Source organism: Haemophilus sp. THUN1691 (assembly GCF_059704425.1).
Genome location: NZ_AP046578.1, coordinates 1,271,069 through 1,292,458, shown reverse-complemented (window position 1 = coordinate 1,292,458; position 21,390 = coordinate 1,271,069). Strand labels below are relative to the sequence as shown.

The window sequence follows — 21,390 nt, the reverse complement described above, 5'->3', positions numbered from 1 at the left end:
CAAAAATGAAAAAATTCGCAGGTTTAATTACTGCAGGCTTAGTAGCTGCAACTTTAACTGCTTGTAATGATAAAGATAGCAAAGCTGAAGCTGCAAAATCTCCGGCTACTGCCAATGACACCGTGTACCTCTACACATGGACTGAATACGTACCAGATGGTCTTTTAGATGAGTTTACTAAAGAAACTGGCATCAAAGTTATCGTTTCAAGCCTAGAATCAAACGAAACAATGTATGCAAAACTCAAAACTCAAGGTGCTGCTGGTGGCTATGATGTGATTGCACCATCTAACTACTTCGTCTCTAAAATGTCTAGAGAAGGCATGTTAATGGAACTCGATCACAGCAAATTACCTGTTATTAAAGAATTAGATCCTGATTGGCTCAATAAACCTTATGATAAAGGTAACAAATACTCTCTTCCACAATTATTAGGTGCACCAGGTATTGCATTCAATACCAACACTTATAAAGGAACTCAATTCACTTCTTGGGCTGACTTGTGGAAACCAGAATTTGCAAACAAAGTTCAGTTATTAGACGATGCGCGCGAAGTATTCAACATCGCTTTATTGAAAATTGGTCAAGATCCAAATACTCAAGATCCAGCCATTATCAAACAAGCCTATGAAGAATTATTAAAACTACGTCCAAACGTACTTTCTTTCAATTCCGATAACCCAGCGAATTCTTTCATTTCGGGTGAAGTTGAAGTAGGTCAATTATGGAATGGTTCTGTACGTATTGCTAAAAAAGAAAAAGCACCTTTAGACATGGTATTCCCGAAAGAAGGTCCTGTACTTTGGGTTGATACTTTAGCAATTCCTAAAACCGCTAAAAACCCAGATGGCGCTCATAAACTTATTAACTATATGTTAGGCGCTAAAGCTGCAGAAAAATTAACCTTAGCAATTGGCTATCCAACAGCTAACTTAGAAGCGAAAAAAGCATTACCAAAAGAAATCACTGAAGATCCAGCGATTTATCCACCAGCTGATGTATTAAAAAATAGTCACTGGCAAGATGACGTTGGCGATGCAATTCAATTCTATGAACAATATTATCAAGAATTAAAAGCAGCTAAATAATCTACAATCCAAAAGTGCGGATAAATTTCCCCGCACTTTTCTATTTGAGCTAAATATAAAAAATAGCCGCACTGATATTGAAGTGCGGCTATTTTATTAACTATTTTTTACTTCTGAACTGTAGCTAAAAATTCTTTACGAGTATCTCTATCTTCTAAGAATACGCCACCATAAGCAGATGTGACAGTATAACTATTTGTATCTCTAATACCACGCGCTTTCACACAGAAATGGGTCGCTTTCACATATACCGCGACATCATCTGTCTCAAGAATTGTTTGAAATGCTGTCAAAAGTTGTTCAGTTAAGCGTTCTTGAACCTGTGGACGTTGAGCAAAAAATGAAACGATTCGATTAATTTTAGAAAGACCAATCACCCAATCTTTTGGATAGTACGCCACACAAACTTTACCATCAATCGTAACAAAATGATGTTCACAAGTGCTTGTTAGCGTGATGTCATTCACTTGCACCATTTCGCTGACTTTCATCTGATTTTTGATTTTCGTCATTTTAGGAAAATTTGCATAATCCATTCCACTAAAAATCTCATCAATAAACATTTTAGCTAAACGATTTGGTGTTTCTTCCAAACTATCATCTCGCAAATCTAATCCAATCAACTTCATCACTTCATGCATGTGTTTTGCAATGCTTTCTCGACGTTCATCTTTAGCCTGTGTTGGATCAATCATGGGTGTTTCAATGCCTTTTTCAATCAAGGCATGTCTTACATTCAGTGCATCCAGTGAAATTTTGCTCATAATAGTCTTTCCTAAAAAAATAATCGGCTATTCTAGCAAAGGATAATGGGATGGTAAAATGAGAAAAATTGCAAATTTGAATGAATTAGGCTTTAGATATAAAATAGCTGACAAATTTTATCAAATAAGGATTTTCTATGCTTACATTGGATCAAGCTCGCTCGAAAATGCTCGAACAGATTCCCTTCCCGACTCAAACTGAATACCTAAATTTACAAGAAGCCGCCAATCGAATTTGTGCAGAAGATGTGATTTCACCTATTAATGTTCCTTCTTTCGATAATTCAGCAATGGATGGCTATGCTGTACGTTTATCGGATTTACAACAATCTTTAACGCTTTCGGTAGCAGGAAAATCTTTTGCAGGTAATCCATTCCAAGGGGAATGGTCATCACAAAGTGCGATCAGAATTATGACTGGCGCGATGATTCCTGAAGGCGCAGATGCAGTGATAATGCAAGAGCAAGTGACACTCAATGAAGACGGCACCGTCACTTTTAGTGAATTGCCTAAACCAAATCAAAACATCCGTCGTATTGGCGAAGATGTAAAAAAAGGCGATGTGGTATTAGAACAAGGCGCACCGCTCACCCCAGTTTCCTTGCCATTATTAGCCTCTCTAGGCATTGCAGAAGTAAAATGCTATCGCCAATTAAAAGTTTGTGTACTCTCAACTGGCGATGAACTTGTCGAAGTCGGCAAACCATTACAAACCGGACAAATCTATGACACCAACCGTTTCACCGTAAAATTACTGCTAGAAAAACTAAACTGTGAAGTCATTGATTTAGGACTATTGCCTGATAATGAAGCTGAATTTGAAAAGGCATTTATTGCCGCACAAAGCCAAGCCGATTTAGTGATTACCAGTGGCGGTGTTTCCGTTGGTGAAGCGGATTTTACTAAAGCAGTATTAGAAAAAGTAGGCCAAGTAAATTTCTGGAAAATTGCAATCAAACCGGGCAAACCATTCGCTTTTGGTAAATTAGAAAACGCTTGGTTCTGTGGTTTACCTGGCAATCCTGTTTCCGCATTAGTGACTTTTTATCAACTTGTTCAGCCACTCATTGCTAAACTGCAAGGCCAAAAACAATGGAAAAAACCACCGCACTTTTCAGCCATTGCCACAACGAATTTGAAAAAAGCACCTGGTCGTTTAGATTTCCAACGGGGTTTCTATCACATCAATGAACAAGGCCAAATTGAAGTACAATCAGTGGGATTCCAAGGCTCTCATCTCTTTAGTGCTTTTGTAAAAAGCAATTGTTTTATCGTTTTAGAACAAGAACGTGGCAATGTCTCTGCCGGTGAAACAGTGACGATTGAGCCTTTCAATCATTTATTAGGATAAAAAATGATCGAACTTAGTCACGAAGAAGAATTGCGTTATAACCGTCAAATTATTCTTAAAAGCGTAGATTTTGACGGGCAAGAAAAACTCAAAGCAAGCAAAATGCTGATCGTTGGGCTTGGCGGCTTAGGCTGTGCAGCCAGCCAATATCTCGCAGTAGCAGGTGTTGGAAATTTAACGCTGTTGGATTTCGATACTGTTTCTCTTTCGAATCTTCAACGACAAGTCTTGCATTGTGATGCACGCTTGAATATGCCAAAAGTAGAATCCGCTAAAATTGCACTAGAACAAATCAATCCACATATAAACATCGAGACAATTAATGCGAAGTTAGACGAAGAAAAACTCGCAGAAATCATTCCGCACTTTGATATTGTTTTAGATTGTACAGACAATGTGGAAATCCGTAATCAGTTGGATCGTCAATGTGGTAATGCAAAAGTACCTCTCATTTCTGGCGCTGCAATTCGGATGGAAGGTCAGGTTTCCGTTTTCACTTATGAACCAAATACACCAACTTATCGTGATCTCAGCAAATTATTTGGACAAAATGTATTAAGCTGTGTAGAAGCTGGCGTGCTTGCACCAATCGTCGGCATTGTGGGCACGATTCAAGCCTTAGAAGCAATTAAAGTGCGGTTAAAAATCGGTAAGAATTTGTGTGGCCGTTTATTGATGATTGATGGTTTTTCGATGAATATTCGAGAAATAAAACTTCCAACCAATATGGAATAAAACGCTTAAAAAGAGAAAAAATTTAACCGCACTTTTATTAACCATAACCTTTACTACAAAAACACTATGACTACAGAAATTAAAAAACTTGATCCCGATACAGCCATTGATATTGCTTACGATATTTTCTTAGAAATGGCTGGGGAAAATTTAGATCCTGCCGATATTCTTTTATTCAATCTACAATTTGAAGAACGCGGTGGGGTGGAATTTGTTGAAACCGCCGATGATTGGGAAGAAGAAATTGGTGTACTAATTGACCCAGAAGAATACGCTGAAGTGTGGGTGGGATTAGTCAATGAGCAAGATGAAATGGATGATGTCTTTGCTAAATTCTTAATTTCTCACCGAGAAGAAGATCGCGAATTTCACGTTATTTGGAAAAAGTAACGATAACGTAAAAATAAGGGAAATCATCTGATTTCCCTTTTTCTTTTCGCTTAAAATTCACAAGCCATCAAATTGGAAAACTTGAGAAAAAAACTAACAACAACGGAGGTAATAAATTTGTCACCATACCAAAAGAAATGGCGATAGGCGTCACTTCAATTCCGCCTGATTTTTGAATAATAGGCAATGTACAATCTAATGCCGTTGCGCCTGTAATCCCAATAGCTGTAGAGCGATAATGTTGCATAAACAATGGAATCAAAAATAAGCTCAATATTTCACGCGATAAATCATTGAAAAAGGCAATACTGCCCTGCATCGGCCCCCAAGCATTTGTCAGCACGACGCTTGATAAAGAATACCAACCAAATCCCGATGAAAAGGCTAACCCCTGAGTAATAGGCATACTTAGAAAAAATGCTGAAATAAGACCACCAACTAAAGAGCTTAAGGTAAAAATTGCCCCCATCATTAAGCCTTGTTTATTTAATAAGACTTCTTTCAAGGAAATGCCGTTATTACGAAGCTGAATCCCGACAAAAAAGATCAGGGCAATAAGCACGTAAAGATTGGAACCATGTGGGAAATGCAACCAATCATTGCACAGCCAACCTAAAACGATGCCAATAATTACCGCACTTAATAATTTAATTGAGTCCATTAACGAATGCCAACGAGATGGTAATTCTCCCTGTAAATAATTAACAGACTTAGGCAAAGTGTGGTCATAAATAGCCAAGCCTATGATATTACAAGTCAGAATAATAGCGGACAGCCCTAAAGCGGTCATACCAATAATTGGCAATTTTTGTTCTAAATGCTCTAGTTGCCCAAGCATAAACCCCATCATAAATAAAATAATGTAAAGCAATAACATCACAATTTTATTAATGAATGACAACGCATTTTGATTCTGTATTTTGACTAAGTAACCCAGCACCATCGGCACAAGCACAATGAGTAGTCCGTTAATTATTTCTTCCATTGTTTCCTTCACCACTATTACTTTTATCTCATCTGTAAAAGTAAAGACCATTTCAATATCTAAGCACTATTTATAATATATACTTTTTATCAATCTACCAAATTCCCAATGAAAGCATATCTACGTTATGCCAGAAATAAAAAAGCGGCTGGTTAAATTTTAATTACCAGCCGCTTGATTTTATTTCTCAATAAACTTACTTATTTGCTCTGAGCCCAAATGTCCTGGTATGGTTTTTTTCAGGTTTAAATCACTATCTAAAAAGAGATTAAACGGGTAGCCTCGCACTCTTGCTTTATCAATGATTTCGCCTTTTTCATCTAAAAGCACTGTGATATTTTTATATTCCAATCCTTTGTACCATTCAATAAAATCAGCAGTGTCTTTTTCGCCTTTGTGATCGGGCGAAACAATGGTAATCACTTCAAAATTGCGATCTTTTTCCGCACTTAAATCATCAATTTCAGCTAATCCAGCCAAGCAAATCGGACACCAAGATGCCCACATTTTTACATACACAGGTTTGCCTTTATATTGGCTTAAAGTCACTGGCTGATTGTTTAAATCTTTGAGTTGCACATCCGCCAAATTAGTTTGTGCAAAAGTGTTTAGGCTGAATGCCATTAGAAAGATTGATAGTAGTTTTTTCATTGCTTTTTCCTTTTATAGATTTCTTTTGTTGAGATTATGCTTTACGAAAAATTATTCGTAATCAATAAAATGCCCATCACGATAATTAAAACACCGCCACCGATTTTAAATTTGTCTAAGTGTTTATTTAACCCTTTGGCACGTTTTAGCAAGCTGTCTGAAAAGAATGAAAACAGTACAAACGGCGTTGCCAAGCCTAAAACATAAACGAACATCATTGATGCACCGTAAAGTGCAGAGCCTTCATCGCCCGATAAAGCTAACACGGAAGCCAGAATCGGACCAATACAAGGCGTCCAACCAAGGCTAAAGGTTAAACCAAGGACAAATGCCTCAAGTGCGGTTGACTTTCCTGATGTTTTGATTTCAACCAATTTCGTGCGTTCCAACAAACCAATTTTGAAAATACCGAGTTGATGAATACCTAAAATAATAACAATAATCCCTGCAATAATACGTGTGGTATTGCTAAATAAAATATTCCCTAAAAAGCCAAAACTAAAGCCTAAACTGACAAATGTAAGGGAAAGCCCTAAAATAAATAAAAAAGTATTTAGGACTTTTTTACCACCTTTACTCAAAATACCAAAATAAATTGGAATAATCGGGAAAATACAAGGCGAAAGAAAAGAAGCAAGCCCAGCTAAAAATACAGTTCCAATAAGGAGTTGTTGATCTAACATCCTACATCTCCTTATTTTTTAATTGATTGAATCAAATATCCGTATCCTGCCTTTTCCATTTCGGCTAACGGAATAAATTTAATTGATGCGCTGTTAATGCAATAACGCAAACCGCCTTTATCTTTCGGGCCGTCATCAAATACGTGACCCAAATGGGCATTGCCTGCACGACTTAACACCTCGGTACGTTGCATATTGAAGCTGTTGTCGGTTTCATAATGCACTACATCTTTAATGATCGGTTTCGTAAAACTTGGCCAGCCACAACCTGATTCAAATTTATCATTTGAAGAGAAAACAGGCTCGCCTGTGGTGACATCAACATAAATACCAGGTTGGAAGTTATCCCAATATTCGTTACTGAAAGAGCGTTCAGTATGTTTATTTTGAGTGACGGAATATTGCAACGGTGTCAATTTCGCTTTGAGTTCTGCATCACTCGGTTTCGGATAATCTTTCTCGTCAATCACAGGTTCATCTGCTTTGCTAATATCAATATGGCAATAACCATTTGGATTTTTCTTCAAATAATCCTGATGATATTCTTCCGCTACGATGTAATTTTTAAGCGGTTGTACCTCAATTTGCACTGGTTTTTTATATTTGGTTTGAAGCTGGGCGAGTGCTTGTTCGATCACCGCTTTATCTGCCTCATCTTGATAATAAATCCCTGTGCGATATTGTCTGCCACGATCGTTACCTTGTTTGTTTACACTCGTTGGGTCAATTACTTTAAAATAATATTTAAGCAATTTATCTAACGAAATTTGGTTTACATCGTAAGTGACTTTTACCGTTTCTGCATGATCGGTTACCCCAATCATCTGATAGCTAGTTTTCTCCGTATTACCATTGGCATAGCCAGAAATCGCATCTTTCACACCGTGAATCCGCTCCATATATGCTTCCATACCCCAGAAACAGCCACCAGCAAGATAAATTTCACGAATATTTTGCGTATTTTCCATTGCCATTTTTTGTTCTCCAGATGATGTTGAATTTTGTATTGCTAAAGTTGGTGCTGCACAGCAAAGTGCGGTAATGAATAGAAATGTTTTTGATAGTTTCATTGTTTTTCCTTATGATGTGAAAATTAACGTTACATAAGGTTAGACGGCGGATAATCCGATTTCTTACAGATTTTTGTAAAATTTTTAAAGAAATTGACTGAAATTCATTGTTATAACCAATAATAAAGAGCTAAAACACACTATTTCTCCCTCTTTTCTAAGGTAAAAAATCTATATGCAATCACATTCCACTCCTTCGCTTTATCACAAAGCGATTAGTTTTATGGTATCAGCGTACTTTTCCATTACCTTGATGAATGTATTTGTCAAAACCGCTTCTCAAACAATCCCTGCAAGTGAAACCTTATTTTCACGCTTTTTAATCGGCTTGCTTTTCTTACTACCTTTTGTGATTAAAGATCGAGATTTTAAAGTGGATACTCGTCAATGGAAATTTTTAATCCTGCGAAATGCCGCGGGTGTATCAAGCATGTTGATTAACTTTTATGTTGTGAAGTTCTTACCGCTTTCTATTGCTGTCTTATTGATGAATACCTCTGCCCTATTTATCCCAATTTTATTGCTCTTTTTCCATCAAAAAACTCCACTTAATGTGCTTTTGTGTAGCTTAATCGGATTTCTTGGCGTTTCCATTATTTTACTCACCAATCACAGTGGCAATGTTGATCCGATTTATGTGCTGATTGGATTATCTGGTGCTATATTGGCAGGAATGGCATTTATTGGCTTACAAGAATTAAACAAATACAACACACCAAAAAATATCGTATTTTATTTTCATCTGATTGGTACGTTCATGTTACCAATCTTCTTTATTAACCAATGGAAAATCCCTAATTTATACGAGCTTGGTTTATTGCTATTGGTGGGCGGATTTGGATTGATTTTCCAATTATTACTCACTCGCGCTTTCAGATATGCGCCAGCCAATGTCATTACCCCATTTGCTTTCACAGGTGTGATTTTCTCTAGCGTATTTGACTGGCTATTTTGGCATCATACACCTAATCTCTATTTTTGGTTCGGTTCAATTGTAATTGTGGGCGCAGTGAGTTTATTGGCGAAGCTGAAGAAATAAACACTTTATTTATAAGAACATTAAATTCAGTGCGATATAGGTTATAGCTGGCTCAATAAAGTGCGGTGAAAAATAACGGTGTTTTTCACTCCGTCAAAAATTCCTAATGTGAATCTTTAAATTTCTTCATCATCTCGCTTAAGGTTTCGCAATTTCTTTGAAAACGGCGGCAATGTGGACAGGTAACTAAATGAACTTTTAACCCAACTTTTTCTTGTATATCTAATGAACGTTCGTGCGATTCGGAAATCATTCGAGTGGCTTGGCGACAACGCATAATTTTCTCCTAAAGTTTTTTTGATAGACAATTTTGCAACTGCAAACGGGCCCGATAAAGTGTGGTATGCAAGTTGGAGGTGGTAAGCTGAGTTTCTTGACAAATTTCATCCGATGACAATTCTAAAAACTCTCTCATCATAAAAATTTTGGCATGTTTAGCTGGTAAACAAGTCAGACAAGTTTCGAAAATCAACCAAAACTCATCAGAATACACCGTTTCCTCTTCTCCCTGTAATTCGCTCGGATAATATTCTATTTTCCAATGCCCTGTATCATCAAAAAATGTATTAGTTGACTGTTCATCTTCAATCTCACTTTCTAATACAAAGCGTCCTTTCTGGCGAAGGTAATCAATAATTTTATTTTTTAGAATAGCAAAAACCCAGGTTTTAAAAGCGGATTGATGTTTAAAATTCGCGAGATTGTTAAATGCACTTAAAAAGGCTTCTTGTACTAAATCCTCAGCAAGATCGGCATGGTGCAACTGTAACGTTGCAAATTTCAGCATCTGCGTACGAATTTGTTGGAGTTCCGTGTCAGAAATAGCATTCATTTTAATTCCTTTAAAATTTTTTGTAAGAAATGAAAGAGTTTTTCGTCTAATAGCATGAAAGAAACAATTTCTTTCTATACTATTTTTACCACTCAAACAAGGAAATTCAAAATGAAAAATATTACATTGAAAAGTGCAATCTTAGGTATGGCTATGTTATTTGGTGCAAGCACCCTTTATGCAGAAGAAATGAAATCTGATGCCATGCCAATGAAATCAGAACCGATGATGAATACCCCAATGAAAAAAATGATGAAATCAGATGATATGAAAATGCACTCTGACCACATGATGAAATCTGACCACATGATGAAATCTGACCACATGATGAAATCTGACAATATGATGAAGTCTGACAATATGATGAAGTCTGACAATATGATGAAGTCTGATGAAATGGGCATGAAATCTGATATGAAAATGAAATCTGATAAAAAGATGAAATCAAATAAAAAAATGAAAATGACAAAAGAAAAAATGTAAAAAGATACTTTTAAAAGTGCGGTAAAAAATCTCAAAAATTTTTCACCGCACTTTGTTGAAGTAAAATTTACATCACCACCACATCAAACTGTTCTTGGTTATAAAACTGTTCTGTTTTCACCTTCACTCGTTTACCAATAAACATTTCCACTTCTGGCAGTAAGCCGTGAGATTCTTCATTAATAAGATATTCGGAAACCGCTGGCGAGGCATAAACAACAAATTGTTCGCTACTGAATAAATGATAAACCCGAATAATTTCACGCATAATTTCGTAGCAAACTGTCTCGACCGTTTTCACCCGACCACGTCCATGGCACGTTGGACATTCATCGCATAGCACATGCTCAAGGCTTTCACGAGTTCTCTTACGGGTCATTTCTACAAGTCCTAATTGCGTAAAGCCATTCACATTGGTTTTAACGCGATCTTTAGAAAGCGCATCACATAAAGATTCTAATACTCGATTGCGATGTTCATCTGTTTGCATATCAATAAAATCAATAATGATAATGCCACCAAGATTACGTAGTTGGAGTTGCTGTGCAATAGCTTTAGTTGCTTCAATATTGGTATTGAAGATGGTTTCTTCTAGATTACGATGCCCCACAAATGCGCCAGTATTAATATCAATAGTGGTCATGGCTTCTGTTTGCTCAATAATTAAATAACCACCCGATTTGAGATTAACACGTTTATCTAGCGCTGTTTGGATCGCATTTTCAACCCCATACACATCAAAGATAGGTTGATTGCCAGAATAAAGAACAAGTTTATCGCTTAATTCAGGCATAAATTCATCGGTAAACTCTTTTACTTCGCCAAAGCAAAGTTTAGAGTCAATACGAATTTTTTCTAAGTTTGTGCCGATAAAATCACGCAAAATGCGTTGTGGAAGCGCAGGCTCACCATAAATCTTTGATTTAGTTGGATATTTAACTTTACGTTCTAAGACTTTACGCCATAAGCGTTTTAAAAATTCAGCATCTTGACGTAATTCTTCTTCGCTTGCTCCTTCTGTGGCTGTACGAATAATAAAACCACCGAGTTCATCACAAAATGGTTCAACCAATGCTTTTAAACGGGCACGTTCTTCTTCGCTTTCAATACGTTGTGAAACGCCCACATGACTATTTTCCGGCATAAAAACAAGATGACGCGATGGCAATGTGATGTCTGTTGTTAAACGTGCACCTTTTGTACCAAGCGGATCTTTCACCACTTGTACAACAATATCCTGCCCTTCGCGTACTAATTCTGAAATGCTCTTAACTTTAAATTGCTTTTGTTCATTTTCATCTACACATTCCGTATGAGATACAATGTCAGCAGCGTGCAAAAAAGCTGCTTTTTCCAAACCAATATCAACAAAAGCCGACTGCATTCCAGGTAACACTCGAGTCACACGACCTTTATAAATATTTCCAACAATTCCTCGTTTGCCTTGGCGTTCAATATGCACTTCGCGCAACATTCCTGTTTCTACTAGCGCAATGCGTGTTTCGTTAGGAGTTACGTTCATCAATAACTCTACAGCATCCATTTTATATTCCTAATTTCTTAAATTTCATCAAATATTCAGTCTAAATAGAATAATAGCCCGAAATAAGGTAAAATGCATCCTTTCTGAAATTTTTAACCCATTTTGGACTTATAAAATGTTTGGATTCGACCCAACTCTTATTACTTTTACTATTTATATTTTCGGGATGTTACTGATTGGCGTACTTGCCTATTATTACACGAATAATTTATCAGATTACATTCTCGGCGGACGTCGTTTAGGCAGCTTTGTCACTGCAATGTCTGCGGGTGCTTCAGATATGTCTGGTTGGCTTTTAATGGGCTTACCTGGTGCGGTATATTTATCAGGCTTAGTTGAAGGATGGATTGCTATCGGCTTAACGCTTGGCGCTTATTTTAACTGGCTTCTGGTGGCTGGTCGTTTACGTGTTTATACTGAATTAAATAATAATGCCCTCACTCTTCCAGAATATTTCCACAACCGCTTTGCAACATCACATAAATTATTAAAAATTGTTTCTGCTACGATTATTTTAGTATTCTTCACTATTTATTGTGCTTCGGGTGTCGTGGCTGGTGCAAAATTATTCCAAAATTTATTTTCAGTCGAATATTCCACCGCACTTTGGTATGGCGCATTAGCCACCATTCTTTACACTTTTATCGGTGGTTTTTTAGCGGTAAGTTGGACAGATACCATTCAAGCAACCCTTATGATTTTTGCGCTGCTTTTAACGCCTATTTTTGTGTTATTAAGCATTGGCGATACCGCTCAATTTTCCTCGGTATTAGCGCAAGCTGAAGCAGCTGCCAATAAAGATTTTACCGATTTATTTACTGCCACTACGCCACTTGGTCTATTAAGCCTTGCCGCTTGGGGATTAGGATATTTTGGGCAGCCGCATATTTTAGCACGTTTTATGGCGGCTTATTCTGTTAAATCACTTATCAAAGCTCGCCGCATTAGTATGACATGGATGGTGCTTTGCTTAGGTGGTGCAATTGGTATTGGTTTCTTCGCGATCCCTTATTTATTTGCCAATCCAAACATTGCAGACACAGTCAATAATGAACCAGAGCAAGTATTTATTGAACTCGCTAAACTTTTATTTAATCCTTGGATCGCGGGCATATTACTTTCAGCTATTTTAGCTGCTGTAATGAGTACATTAAGTGCGCAATTGTTAATTTCTTCTAGCTCAATCACAGAAGATTTCTACAAAGGTTTTATTCGCCCTAACGCATCTGAAAAAGAGCTCGTATGGCTTGGAAGAATTATGGTGTTGGTTATTGCAGCACTTGCTATCTGGATCGCTCAAGATGAAAACAGCAAAGTATTAAAACTTGTCGAATTTGCTTGGGCTGGTTTTGGTAGTGCATTTGGCCCTGTTGTACTTTTCTCTCTTTTCTGGAAACGAATGACATCATCGGGTGCGATGGCGGGTATGCTAGTAGGCGCAGTGACAGTATTTGCTTGGAAAGAAGTTGTTCCAGCTGATACCGATTGGTTTAAAGTATATGAAATGATTCCGGGGTTTGCTTTCGGTAGCCTTGCAATTATTGTTGTCTCATTGCTGTCTAGCAAACCAGAACAAGATGTTCTAGATACCTTTGACAAAGCAGAAAAGGCCTATAAGGAAGCAAAATGATCGACTTTCGCCCTTTTTATCAACAAATTGCGACCACAAATTTATCAGACTGGTTAGAGACCTTACCGCTCCAATTGAAAGAATGGGAAACTCAAACTCATGGCGATTATGCGAAATGGAGTAAAATTGTTGATTTCCTACCTGATTTACATGCTGATGAAATCAATCTCAAAAGTGCGGTGAAATCTGACCGCACTTCTCCCCTTTCAGAAGGTGAAAAACAACGAATCATCCATCATTTAAAACAATTAATGCCATGGCGAAAGGGGCCTTATCATCTTTTCGGCATTCATGTAGATTGTGAATGGCGTTCAGATTTTAAATGGGATCGTGTTCTTCCTCATTTAGCCCCACTACAAGGTCGCACTATTTTAGATGTGGGCTGTGGCAGCGGTTATCATATGTGGAGAATGGTAGGCGAAGGCGCAAAAATGGTCGTCGGGATTGATCCTACAGAGCTTTTCCTTTGCCAATTTGAAGCAGTACGCAAGCTGCTTAATAATGATCGTCGAGCAAATCTTATCCCGCTTGGTATTGAGCAAATGCAACCATTAGCGGCATTTGATACTGTATTTTCAATGGGCGTACTCTATCATCGTAAATCCCCATTAGATCATTTAAGCCAGTTAAAAAATCAATTGGTAAAAGGTGGTGAATTGGTATTAGAAACGTTAGTGGTGGATGGCGATGTAAATACTGTGCTCGTACCAGCAGATCGCTATGCGAAAATGAAAAATGTTTATTTTATTCCATCTGTCGCCGCACTAATCAACTGGCTAGAAAAAGTTGGCTTTACCAACGTACGTTGTGTAGATGTAGGGACAACCACATTAGAAGAACAGCGTAAAACGGATTGGTTGGAAAATGAAAGCCTGATTGATTTCTTAGATCCAAATGATCACAGTAAAACCATTGAAGGTTATCAAGCACCGAAAAGAGCGGTAATTTTAGCAAACAAATAAAAAAGGGAAATTATTCCCTTTTTTATTTTCCATCAAGAATCTTTCATACTTACAATGAATGATACTCTAATTTCACCGATGTTAATGTAGAGAGTAGCGCTTCAGCCATCGTTTTATGGCTTAATTTTAATGCTTTTTCAACCATCACAATTCGCTCAATATCACTCAATTTTTTATCATTTAAATACGCAAAATTAAGTGCAGTTTGCAACGCTGGCAAACTCGGATTAAATGCGGCATTTTCTGCATAACGTCCTGTCACCACATCACCATTTTTAAATAAAATCGCAATGCCATGCGGACTATTTGAATAAGGACAATGAGATTGATTTGCCGCCAAAATAGCTTGATTAACCAAATCATCTTGGTGATCAACCACTAAATCATGATTTTCTTCCGCTAAAAGATGAGTCGCAATATCGAGATCTTTCGGTCCAAAAGCATCTGGTAAATAAGAATGTAACGGATTATTTTGGCTATGTGGCAAATGAATTGAAATTTTTTCAGCCCCATGCAATTCATTCATAAATTGACGGCAATGCCCGCAAGGCGTGTAATTGACCACCATATCTGAAATACGACGTTCATTACGCAACCATGCGTGAGAAATTGCGCTTTGCTCTGCATGAATTGTTTGCTGAATAGCTGAATTCGAAAATTCTTGATTCGCACCAAAATAAAAATCACCTTGTTCACCAATAGCAATGGCCCCTACATTAAAATGAGAAATAGCGGTATGGCTATAACTCGCCGCAATCGGCAACAAATGCATAGCTAATTTTAATGGCGTAAGTTCAAAATCACGACAAAGCTGCTCCACTTGGGAATGATTTAAAAAGCCAGCCCAATTTTGCAAACGAATTTCATCAACAATCGCTTGATTGAGTGCGTCATCTTGTGGCAATGCGTGCTTAATAAGTTCTTGCATAAGACATCCTTAAAATATTAAAAATTATAACTGCACTTATTAAAGCAAAATTTACTGTCAGCTGCGACCCTTTACCAAAGTATTCCTTATAACTGTGATCCTGATCACTTATTTTGATAGATTAAAATTATTACAATTTATTAACATATAGCCAAAGGCTATCAATTTTATTGAATAGAACAATTTCACAGCAAATTCTAGAAACGTATAATACCCATATCAAAGGCAGGGCATTAGCTCAATTATTTAACTAGAAAAAGGAAATTATTATGTCAAAAACATCTATCGGATTAGACAAAATTCAATCAGCAGAATTAGCCAATAAACTTAACGAATTACTTGCAACCTACCAAGTATTCTATACTAATGTACGTGGTTACCACTGGAACATTAAAGGTGTAAATTTCTTTGCATTACACGCAAAATTTGAAGAAATCTACACAGATTTAATCACCAAAGTTGATGAAGTGGCGGAACGTATTTTAACTTTAGGTTACACACCAAATAACGCATATAGCCAATACTTAAAAGTATCTCGTATTAAAGAAGATATTGCAGTAAGCGGCGCACAAGAATGTTTATCTGGCACATTACAAGGCTTAAAAACATTACTCGACCAACAACGTGAAATTCTCGCTCTTGCAGGTGATGCTGATGATGAAGGTACTGCATCACAAATGAGTGACTACATTAAAGAACAAGAAAAATTAGTATGGATGTTCCAAGCAGCTTGCCAAACTTGCCATGCTTAATGGGTAAATTTCAGCTCTAACGAAAACTAACCTGCAATCTGTCTAACTCTAAAAAAGTTAGGCTAAATTAATACAAGGACCAAGTTCTATATCCCAGAATTTGGTCCTTTTAATTAACTATACTTAATCAAATTTCCTCTCTATTTTTAACATAAATTAGTTATTTATCTTAAAACACTAAAAAAAATATTAATTAGGCTTGACTTATTCCTTTTGCACTAGTTTAATAGTGCAAAAGTTCAGAATACAGGATTGATTATGAAAAATACCCCTTTTATTGCGGTGACCTCTCAACCGGTTCCCTATCATGCCGACACCACCGCAATTTTTAATACACTATGTCAACAGAACTCAAATTCTCTTCTTCTCGACTCTGCCGAAATTGGTAGTAAAAATAGCTTACAGAGCCTTATTCTAATTAATGCTGCCGTTAAAATTACTTGTTTAGGCAATCAGGTGACCTTTAGAGCACTTAATGCAAACGGAAAACAAGTGTTAAACGAAATTCATCCAGTATTAAGCCAACTCGGTACCGTAAGTGCGGTCAATTTTGATGATGAATTTTCTGTACAATTTTCGCCACTTGATAATCAACTCGATGAAGATAGCAAATTACAGTCTGCTACTATTTTTGATGGACTGCGTGTTATTTCTAGTCTTTATCAACATAGTCAAACGCCTATTTTCTTAGGTGGATTATTTGCTTACGATCTCGTCGCAAATTTTATTCCAATGGATGGTATTACATTGCAAAATGATGGTATAAACTGCCCTGATTACAGTTTCTATCTTGCCGAACACCTCATTACTATCGACCATCAAAATCAACAAGCAACACTAAAAAGTTTCTGTTTTGCTCAAGAAGAACAAGTCAATATTGCGAAAACCTCGCTTTCCATCGCACAAAAACTAAAAAATATTGATAATGTTCTTTCTATTAAAACGGCAAGTGATGAGGTTACAACAAACTTTGAAGATCCTGAATTTACGGGCATTGTAAAAGCCTTAAAACACCATATTAACATTGGTGATGTATTCCAAATTGTGCCATCTCGCCGTTTTTCATTAGCTTGCCCGAATACCCTTGCGAGCTATGCACAATTAAAACATAACAATCCAAGCCCTTATATGTTCTACATGAACGATGAGGATTTCATTTTATTCGGTGCATCACCAGAAAGTGCGTTGAAATATGCACCAGATAATCGTCAATTAGAAATTTACCCAATTGCAGGTTCTCGCCCACGTGGTTTTGATGCCCATGGCAATATTGATCCTGAATTAGATGCGCGTTTGGAATTAGAATTGCGTCTTGATCATAAAGAACAAGCTGAACATTTAATGTTAGTGGATTTAGCCCGTAATGATATTGCTCGCGTGTGTCAAAGTGGTACACGTAAAGTCGCCGAATTAATGCAAGTGGATCGCTATTCGCACATCATGCATTTGGTTTCTCGCGTAGTGGGTAAACTTCGTCCTGAACTTGATGCCTTACACGCTTATCAAGCTTGCATGAATATGGGAACGTTAACTGGTGCGCCTAAAATCAAAGCGATGCAGTTAATTTATCAATTTGAACAGCAAAAACGTCACAGCTACGGCGGTGCGGTCGGTTATCTCACGTCTGATGGTCATTTTGATACCTGTATCGTGATTCGTTCTGCTTTTGTACAAAATGGCATTGCCCATATTCAAGCTGGCTGTGGCGAAGTATTGGATTCTGATCCTCAAATGGAAGCGGATGAAACTCGCCATAAAGCGGCTGCAGTGCTTAAAGCAATCAAACAAATCAATACCCAAGCAAAATAAGGACGATAAATTATGGCTAATATTCTTTTTTTAGATAATTTTGATTCATTCACTTATAACTTAGTGGATCAATTCCGTGTGCTTGGGCATAACGTAAAAATTTATCGCAATGACACTAATTTAGAACAAGTGGTGCAAGAGGCATTAAATACACCTGATACGATTCTTGCGCTCTCACCGGGACCAGGTACTCCGGCTGAAGCAGGCATCTTACTCCCACTTATTGAACGTTTAAAAAATGATGTGCCAATTATTGGTATTTGCTTAGGCCATCAAGCGCTTATTCAAGCCTTTGGTGGAGAGGTTGTACATGCAGGCGAAGTATTACATGGTAAAGTATCGCGCATTCAACATGATAACCAAGCCATGTTCAAAGATATTGCCAACCCAATGCCTGTGGCACGTTATCACTCTTTAATGGGTAAAAACCTGCCTGACGAATTTATTGTTAATGCTGATTACAATGGTATTGTGATGGCGATTCGTCATAAAACCTTGCCAATTTGTGCTTTCCAATTCCATCCAGAAAGTATTCTTACTGTGCAAGGTTCGAAATTATTACAACAATCTGTGGAATGGTTGTTAAACAGAGATTAAGGAAGAAAAATGATTACCGTATATGGATTAAAAGAAGTGCTTGAACCTCGTCGTCAAGATATTGCTGAAGTAATTTATAACTGTTTAAACCTTGGTTTAGACATTCCTCGTGGAAAGCATGCGATTCGTTTCTTATGTTTAGATAAAGAAGATTTTCTTTATCCTATCGATCGTAACGATGATTACACCGTTATTGAAATTAACCTTATGCAAGGTCGTATGGAAGGTACGAAAAAACGTTTAATCAAAATGCTCTTCAGCGAACTCGAATACAAAATTGGTATTAAATCTCACAACGTTGAAATTACGATTAAAGAACAACCGGCGCATTGTTGGGGTTTCCGTGGTATGACTGGCGATGAAGCTCGCGATTTAGATTATGATATTTACGTATAAGGGACGAGATTATGCAAACGGCTCAATTATTAGAACAACTTTACAACGGAAAAACACTTAATAAAGAAGAAAGTGCGGTCATTTTTAATGCCATTATGCAAGGCGAACTGAATAACGAACAAATTGCAGCCATGCTGATTGCGTTAAAAGTACGTGGCGCCACTATCGATGAATTAAGTGGTGCGGTATCAGCATCCTTGGGCAATGCCAAACCATTCCCTCGTCCTGACTACCCTTTTGCGGATATTGTAGGAACGGGTGGCGATGGTCAAAACACAATTAATATTTCTACTGCGAGTACCATTGTTGCAGCCTCTATGGGTGCAAAAGTAGCAAAACACGGGAACCGCAGTGTATCGAGCAAATCAGGTGCCAGTGATGTATTAACCGCTCTCGGTGTGAATGTGAATGTCACGCCAGAACAAGCTCGTCAAGCGCTTGATGATATTGGCGTATGTTTCTTATTTGCTCAACAATATCACAGTGGATTTAAACATGTAGCTCCTGTTCGCGCCGCATTAAAAACGCGTACGCTTTTTAATATTTTAGGTCCATTAATTAATCCTGCTCGTCCAACTTATCATTTGCTTGGTGTGTATGCCCCTGAATTAGTGAAAACCTATGCTGAAACCGCTGTCGCATTAGGTCATCAACATACTTTTGTAGTTCATGGTGCCGGTCTTGATGAAGTCGCCGTACACGGCGAAACTCAAGTCGCTGAAATTAAAAACGGCAAAATTGACTACTTCACCTTAACGCCTGAAGATTTTGGCTTAAAAACACAATCTTTAGAAAGTTTACGCGGTGGCGAACCGCAAGAAAATGCCCAATATCTGACCGCACTTTTACAAGGTAAAGGCAAAGTGGAACATGCTAATGCGGTAGCGGCGAATGTGGCATTATTGCTGAAATTATTTGGTCATGATGACTTAAAACAAAATGTTCAAAATGTGTTGACTCACCTTGCATCAGGCAAAGCGTTTGAGACACTACAACATTTGACAAAATATTAAGATAAAGGCCGATTTGATACACCACAATAAAGCCCCAATAAATAAGAAAAAAAATTATGATCACGCAAGATTTCACCAAACCAATTGACTCTGCTACGGTGCTACAAAAAATCGTCTTAGACAAAGCACAATGGGTTAAAGCGAAGGAAGCCGAATTTCCGCTTTCACAATTTAAAGAAAACATTCAAAAATCTGACCGCTCTTTTTATGCAGCGTTAGCAAAAGGCACGCATCAAAAGCCCGCCTATATTTTGGAATGTAAAAAAGCTTCCCCTTCCAAAGGATTAATTCGTGCTGAATTTAATTTGGAAGACATCGCCAATGTGTATAAACATTATGCGTCAGCGGTTTCAGTGCTAACGGATGAGAAATACTTTCAAGGTAAATTTGACTATTTGCCGCAAGTACGTGACGTTGTCTCACAACCTGTATTGTGCAAAGATTTTATGATTAGCGAGTATCAGGTTTATCTTGCACGCTACTATCAAGCTGATGCTATTTTATTAATGCTTTCGGTAGTAAATGACGAAACCTATCGCGTATTGGCTGATCTTGCACATTCTCTCGGTATGGGCGTATTGACAGAAACCAGCAATGAAGCAGAGTTTGAGCGTGCCCTTGCATTAGGTGCAAAAATTATCGGCGTCAACAATCGTAATCTTCACGATCTCACCGTTGATTTAAACCGCGTGGTAGAACTCACACAAAAATATGCCGATCGTATTCCTAGTGATGCACGTATTATCAGCGAATCGGGTATTTATAATCATAGCCAAATTCGTGATTTGCAAAAAGTGGCACATAGCTTTTTAATCGGCAGCAGCCTAATGGGCAGTGCAGATTTAAATAATGCTGTGCGTGAAGTGATTTTTGGAGAAAATAAAGTATGTGGTTTAACTCGCACGCAAGATGCCAAAGAGGTTTACGCAAACGGAGCATTATACGGCGGCTTAATTTTCGTCGAACATTCAAAACGCTGTGTGAGCCTACGTCAAGCCCAAGAATTAGTGACAGCATCACCACTTCGTTTTGTGGGCGTGTTCCAGAATCAAGAAATTGATTTTATTGTAAAAATCGCTAAACAATTGCAGCTTTATGCCGTTCAGCTACACGGTTCAGAAACCGCTGAATTTATTGCCGCACTTCGTCACCAACTGCCTGAGGAAACTCAAATTTGGAAAGCCATTTCAATAGATACTGAAGCACAAAGTGCGGTTAATTTTACTGATGATTTAAATATTGCTCGCTATATTTTCGATAGCCAATCCGATAATCAACAAGGTGGCACAGGAAAAACCTTTAATTGGTCCGTCATTCCTGAAAACTTGAAACACAAAATTATTTTGGCTGGAGGAATTTCACCCGACAATATTGAACAAGCCATTAAGCAAGGTTGCTTAGGTGTTGATCTCAATTCTGGTGTAGAAACTACTGCAGGAGTGAAAGATAGCGAAAAAGTGCGGTTAGTTTTTGAAAAAATTTGTTCTTAATCCAATCTAAGGCTGTATTCTACAGCCTTTATTTTTGTTCCTTTTCAAACAAATAAGAACTCCTCTCAAATACAATAACATTACGTTCACAATTTGGACATATTTATTCTATAAATTCTTCATTTCATGATTATGATCAAATTTTTTTTGAAGAAAACATTTATCATTGGCCAATTTCCACAATAAATGTGTGTCTTT

23 protein-coding genes are annotated in these 21,390 nt (G+C 37.5%); 14 read left to right on the top strand and 9 right to left on the bottom strand.

The genetic code is table 11. The annotated features are described in order from the left end of the window. The first annotated feature begins 5 nt into the window (after nucleotides 1-5). Complete coding sequence (locus AC6H0J_RS06215) at nucleotides 6-1,088, top strand: extracellular solute-binding protein (protein WP_005628174.1); 1,083 nt, start codon at nucleotides 6-8, stop codon at nucleotides 1,086-1,088. Between the two features lie 107 nt (nucleotides 1,089-1,195). Here the strand turns inward: AC6H0J_RS06215 and folE are convergent, their stop codons facing one another. After that, entirely contained in the window at nucleotides 1,196-1,852 is a 657-nt protein-coding gene (gene folE, locus AC6H0J_RS06210; protein ID WP_005628173.1) for a GTP cyclohydrolase I FolE, read from the bottom strand. A gap of 137 nt (nucleotides 1,853-1,989) precedes the next feature. On the opposite strand from folE, the gene moeA reads away from it, so the two are divergent. The 3 genes from moeA (at nucleotide 1,990) to AC6H0J_RS06195 (ending at nucleotide 4,329) form a co-directional block, all read left to right on the top strand. Continuing rightward, the gene (moeA, locus tag AC6H0J_RS06205) at nucleotides 1,990-3,204 is read left to right on the top strand and encodes a molybdopterin molybdotransferase MoeA (RefSeq protein ID WP_046952870.1); all 1,215 of its coding nucleotides are present in this window, start codon (nucleotides 1,990-1,992) and stop codon (nucleotides 3,202-3,204) included. A 3-nt stretch (nucleotides 3,205-3,207) separates the two neighbouring features. Next, nucleotides 3,208-3,939 carry a molybdopterin-synthase adenylyltransferase MoeB gene (moeB, locus tag AC6H0J_RS06200; RefSeq protein WP_118816949.1) on the top strand — a complete coding sequence of 244 codons (732 nt, stop codon included), beginning with the start codon at nucleotides 3,208-3,210 and terminating at the stop codon, nucleotides 3,937-3,939. Between the two features lie 66 nt (nucleotides 3,940-4,005). Next, nucleotides 4,006-4,329: an HI1450 family dsDNA-mimic protein gene (locus tag AC6H0J_RS06195; protein WP_005628170.1), complete on the top strand. Its 324-nt coding sequence runs from the start codon at nucleotides 4,006-4,008 to the stop codon at nucleotides 4,327-4,329. Nucleotides 4,330-4,396: 67 nt separating this feature from the next. Here AC6H0J_RS06195 and AC6H0J_RS06190 read toward each other — a convergent pair whose 3' ends face one another. From AC6H0J_RS06190 to msrAB, 4 genes are all read right to left on the bottom strand, one after another. Then, nucleotides 4,397-5,314 carry a LysO family transporter gene (locus AC6H0J_RS06190; protein WP_192885325.1) on the bottom strand — a complete coding sequence of 306 codons (918 nt, stop codon included), beginning with the start codon at nucleotides 5,312-5,314 and terminating at the stop codon, nucleotides 4,397-4,399. Nucleotides 5,315-5,494: 180 nt separating this feature from the next. Further along, nucleotides 5,495-5,965 (bottom strand): redoxin family protein, encoded by a 471-nt coding sequence (locus AC6H0J_RS06185; RefSeq protein ID WP_118816950.1) that lies wholly within the window; start codon nucleotides 5,963-5,965, stop codon nucleotides 5,495-5,497. 41 nt (nucleotides 5,966-6,006) lie between these two features. Beyond that, nucleotides 6,007-6,648: a cytochrome c biogenesis protein CcdA gene (locus tag AC6H0J_RS06180; RefSeq protein WP_046952866.1), complete on the bottom strand. Its 642-nt coding sequence runs from the start codon at nucleotides 6,646-6,648 to the stop codon at nucleotides 6,007-6,009. A gap of 11 nt (nucleotides 6,649-6,659) precedes the next feature. Then, on the bottom strand, nucleotides 6,660-7,718 hold the full coding sequence (gene msrAB, locus AC6H0J_RS06175; protein ID WP_046952865.1) for a bifunctional peptide-methionine (S)-S-oxide reductase MsrA/peptide-methionine (R)-S-oxide reductase MsrB: 1,059 nt from the start codon (nucleotides 7,716-7,718) through the stop codon (nucleotides 6,660-6,662). A gap of 175 nt (nucleotides 7,719-7,893) precedes the next feature. Here msrAB and AC6H0J_RS06170 point away from each other — a divergent pair, with 175 nt between their 5' ends. Next, nucleotides 7,894-8,757 carry a DMT family transporter gene (locus AC6H0J_RS06170; protein WP_046952864.1) on the top strand — a complete coding sequence of 288 codons (864 nt, stop codon included), beginning with the start codon at nucleotides 7,894-7,896 and terminating at the stop codon, nucleotides 8,755-8,757. A 103-nt stretch (nucleotides 8,758-8,860) separates the two neighbouring features. Here AC6H0J_RS06170 and AC6H0J_RS06165 read toward each other — a convergent pair whose 3' ends face one another. Continuing rightward, nucleotides 8,861-9,034 (bottom strand): anti-sigma factor family protein, encoded by a 174-nt coding sequence (locus AC6H0J_RS06165; RefSeq protein WP_005628777.1) that lies wholly within the window; start codon nucleotides 9,032-9,034, stop codon nucleotides 8,861-8,863. Between the two features lie 9 nt (nucleotides 9,035-9,043). Then, nucleotides 9,044-9,589, bottom strand: a complete 546-nt coding sequence (locus AC6H0J_RS06160) for a sigma-70 family RNA polymerase sigma factor (RefSeq protein ID WP_106013269.1) — start codon at nucleotides 9,587-9,589, stop codon at nucleotides 9,044-9,046. Between the two features lie 111 nt (nucleotides 9,590-9,700). On the opposite strand from AC6H0J_RS06160, the gene AC6H0J_RS06155 reads away from it, so the two are divergent. Then, nucleotides 9,701-10,072: a hypothetical protein gene (locus tag AC6H0J_RS06155; protein WP_118816951.1), complete on the top strand. Its 372-nt coding sequence runs from the start codon at nucleotides 9,701-9,703 to the stop codon at nucleotides 10,070-10,072. A gap of 67 nt (nucleotides 10,073-10,139) precedes the next feature. Here AC6H0J_RS06155 and rng read toward each other — a convergent pair whose 3' ends face one another. After that, on the bottom strand, nucleotides 10,140-11,615 hold the full coding sequence (rng, locus tag AC6H0J_RS06150; protein ID WP_005629333.1) for a ribonuclease G: 1,476 nt from the start codon (nucleotides 11,613-11,615) through the stop codon (nucleotides 10,140-10,142). A gap of 115 nt (nucleotides 11,616-11,730) precedes the next feature. On the opposite strand from rng, the gene putP reads away from it, so the two are divergent. Next, nucleotides 11,731-13,245 carry a sodium/proline symporter PutP gene (gene putP, locus AC6H0J_RS06145; protein ID WP_118816952.1) on the top strand — a complete coding sequence of 505 codons (1,515 nt, stop codon included), beginning with the start codon at nucleotides 11,731-11,733 and terminating at the stop codon, nucleotides 13,243-13,245. Next, the gene (gene cmoB, locus AC6H0J_RS06140; RefSeq protein ID WP_005629329.1) at nucleotides 13,242-14,207 is read left to right on the top strand and encodes a tRNA 5-methoxyuridine(34)/uridine 5-oxyacetic acid(34) synthase CmoB; all 966 of its coding nucleotides are present in this window, start codon (nucleotides 13,242-13,244) and stop codon (nucleotides 14,205-14,207) included. The genes putP and cmoB overlap by 4 nt, the downstream gene beginning before the upstream one ends. A gap of 49 nt (nucleotides 14,208-14,256) precedes the next feature. Here the strand turns inward: cmoB and cdd are convergent, their stop codons facing one another. Continuing rightward, nucleotides 14,257-15,135, bottom strand: a complete 879-nt coding sequence (cdd, locus tag AC6H0J_RS06135) for a cytidine deaminase (protein ID WP_118816953.1) — start codon at nucleotides 15,133-15,135, stop codon at nucleotides 14,257-14,259. A 269-nt stretch (nucleotides 15,136-15,404) separates the two neighbouring features. Between cdd and AC6H0J_RS06130 the strand changes: the two genes are divergently transcribed. From AC6H0J_RS06130 to trpCF, 6 genes are all read left to right on the top strand, one after another. After that, nucleotides 15,405-15,887, top strand: a complete 483-nt coding sequence (locus AC6H0J_RS06130; protein WP_005629322.1) for a Dps family protein — start codon at nucleotides 15,405-15,407, stop codon at nucleotides 15,885-15,887. Nucleotides 15,888-16,145: 258 nt separating this feature from the next. Further along, a complete protein-coding gene (gene trpE / locus AC6H0J_RS06125) occupies nucleotides 16,146-17,696 on the top strand; it encodes an anthranilate synthase component I (protein ID WP_118816954.1) in 1,551 nt (516 codons plus the stop codon). Nucleotides 17,697-17,708: 12 nt separating this feature from the next. Further along, nucleotides 17,709-18,293: an aminodeoxychorismate/anthranilate synthase component II gene (locus tag AC6H0J_RS06120; protein ID WP_005697516.1), complete on the top strand. Its 585-nt coding sequence runs from the start codon at nucleotides 17,709-17,711 to the stop codon at nucleotides 18,291-18,293. A 9-nt stretch (nucleotides 18,294-18,302) separates the two neighbouring features. Then, complete coding sequence (locus AC6H0J_RS06115; protein WP_497513145.1) at nucleotides 18,303-18,689, top strand: tautomerase family protein; 387 nt, start codon at nucleotides 18,303-18,305, stop codon at nucleotides 18,687-18,689. Nucleotides 18,690-18,700: 11 nt separating this feature from the next. After that, a complete protein-coding gene (gene trpD, locus AC6H0J_RS06110; protein WP_497513143.1) occupies nucleotides 18,701-19,702 on the top strand; it encodes an anthranilate phosphoribosyltransferase in 1,002 nt (333 codons plus the stop codon). 56 nt (nucleotides 19,703-19,758) lie between these two features. Next, complete coding sequence (trpCF, locus tag AC6H0J_RS06105; protein WP_497513141.1) at nucleotides 19,759-21,192, top strand: bifunctional indole-3-glycerol-phosphate synthase TrpC/phosphoribosylanthranilate isomerase TrpF; 1,434 nt, start codon at nucleotides 19,759-19,761, stop codon at nucleotides 21,190-21,192. Nucleotides 21,193-21,390 lie beyond the last annotated feature (198 nt).

What these genes read in the sequence shown, in the direction of transcription:
- trpE (WP_118816954.1), top strand. Translation starts at nt 16,146, where the DNA reads ATGAAAAATACCCCTTTTATTGCGGTGACCTCTCAACCGGTTCCCTAT.
- cdd (WP_118816953.1), bottom strand. Translation starts at nt 15,135, where the DNA reads ATGCAAGAACTTATTAAGCACGCATTGCCACAAGATGACGCACTCAAT.
- AC6H0J_RS06120 (WP_005697516.1), top strand. Translation starts at nt 17,709, where the DNA reads ATGGCTAATATTCTTTTTTTAGATAATTTTGATTCATTCACTTATAAC.
- AC6H0J_RS06215 (WP_005628174.1), top strand. Translation starts at nt 6, where the DNA reads ATGAAAAAATTCGCAGGTTTAATTACTGCAGGCTTAGTAGCTGCAACT.
- folE (WP_005628173.1), bottom strand. Translation starts at nt 1,852, where the DNA reads ATGAGCAAAATTTCACTGGATGCACTGAATGTAAGACATGCCTTGATT.
- AC6H0J_RS06165 (WP_005628777.1), bottom strand. Translation starts at nt 9,034, where the DNA reads ATGCGTTGTCGCCAAGCCACTCGAATGATTTCCGAATCGCACGAACGT.
- moeA (WP_046952870.1), top strand. Translation starts at nt 1,990, where the DNA reads ATGCTTACATTGGATCAAGCTCGCTCGAAAATGCTCGAACAGATTCCC.
- msrAB (WP_046952865.1), bottom strand. Translation starts at nt 7,718, where the DNA reads ATGAAACTATCAAAAACATTTCTATTCATTACCGCACTTTGCTGTGCA.
- AC6H0J_RS06160 (WP_106013269.1), bottom strand. Translation starts at nt 9,589, where the DNA reads ATGAATGCTATTTCTGACACGGAACTCCAACAAATTCGTACGCAGATG.
- AC6H0J_RS06195 (WP_005628170.1), top strand. Translation starts at nt 4,006, where the DNA reads ATGACTACAGAAATTAAAAAACTTGATCCCGATACAGCCATTGATATT.
- moeB (WP_118816949.1), top strand. Translation starts at nt 3,208, where the DNA reads ATGATCGAACTTAGTCACGAAGAAGAATTGCGTTATAACCGTCAAATT.
- AC6H0J_RS06130 (WP_005629322.1), top strand. Translation starts at nt 15,405, where the DNA reads ATGTCAAAAACATCTATCGGATTAGACAAAATTCAATCAGCAGAATTA.
- AC6H0J_RS06155 (WP_118816951.1), top strand. Translation starts at nt 9,701, where the DNA reads ATGAAAAATATTACATTGAAAAGTGCAATCTTAGGTATGGCTATGTTA.
- trpD (WP_497513143.1), top strand. Translation starts at nt 18,701, where the DNA reads ATGCAAACGGCTCAATTATTAGAACAACTTTACAACGGAAAAACACTT.
- rng (WP_005629333.1), bottom strand. Translation starts at nt 11,615, where the DNA reads ATGGATGCTGTAGAGTTATTGATGAACGTAACTCCTAACGAAACACGC.
- AC6H0J_RS06190 (WP_192885325.1), bottom strand. Translation starts at nt 5,314, where the DNA reads ATGGAAGAAATAATTAACGGACTACTCATTGTGCTTGTGCCGATGGTG.
- AC6H0J_RS06180 (WP_046952866.1), bottom strand. Translation starts at nt 6,648, where the DNA reads ATGTTAGATCAACAACTCCTTATTGGAACTGTATTTTTAGCTGGGCTT.
- putP (WP_118816952.1), top strand. Translation starts at nt 11,731, where the DNA reads ATGTTTGGATTCGACCCAACTCTTATTACTTTTACTATTTATATTTTC.
- AC6H0J_RS06170 (WP_046952864.1), top strand. Translation starts at nt 7,894, where the DNA reads ATGCAATCACATTCCACTCCTTCGCTTTATCACAAAGCGATTAGTTTT.
- trpCF (WP_497513141.1), top strand. Translation starts at nt 19,759, where the DNA reads ATGATCACGCAAGATTTCACCAAACCAATTGACTCTGCTACGGTGCTA.
- AC6H0J_RS06185 (WP_118816950.1), bottom strand. Translation starts at nt 5,965, where the DNA reads ATGAAAAAACTACTATCAATCTTTCTAATGGCATTCAGCCTAAACACT.
- cmoB (WP_005629329.1), top strand. Translation starts at nt 13,242, where the DNA reads ATGATCGACTTTCGCCCTTTTTATCAACAAATTGCGACCACAAATTTA.
- AC6H0J_RS06115 (WP_497513145.1), top strand. Translation starts at nt 18,303, where the DNA reads ATGATTACCGTATATGGATTAAAAGAAGTGCTTGAACCTCGTCGTCAA.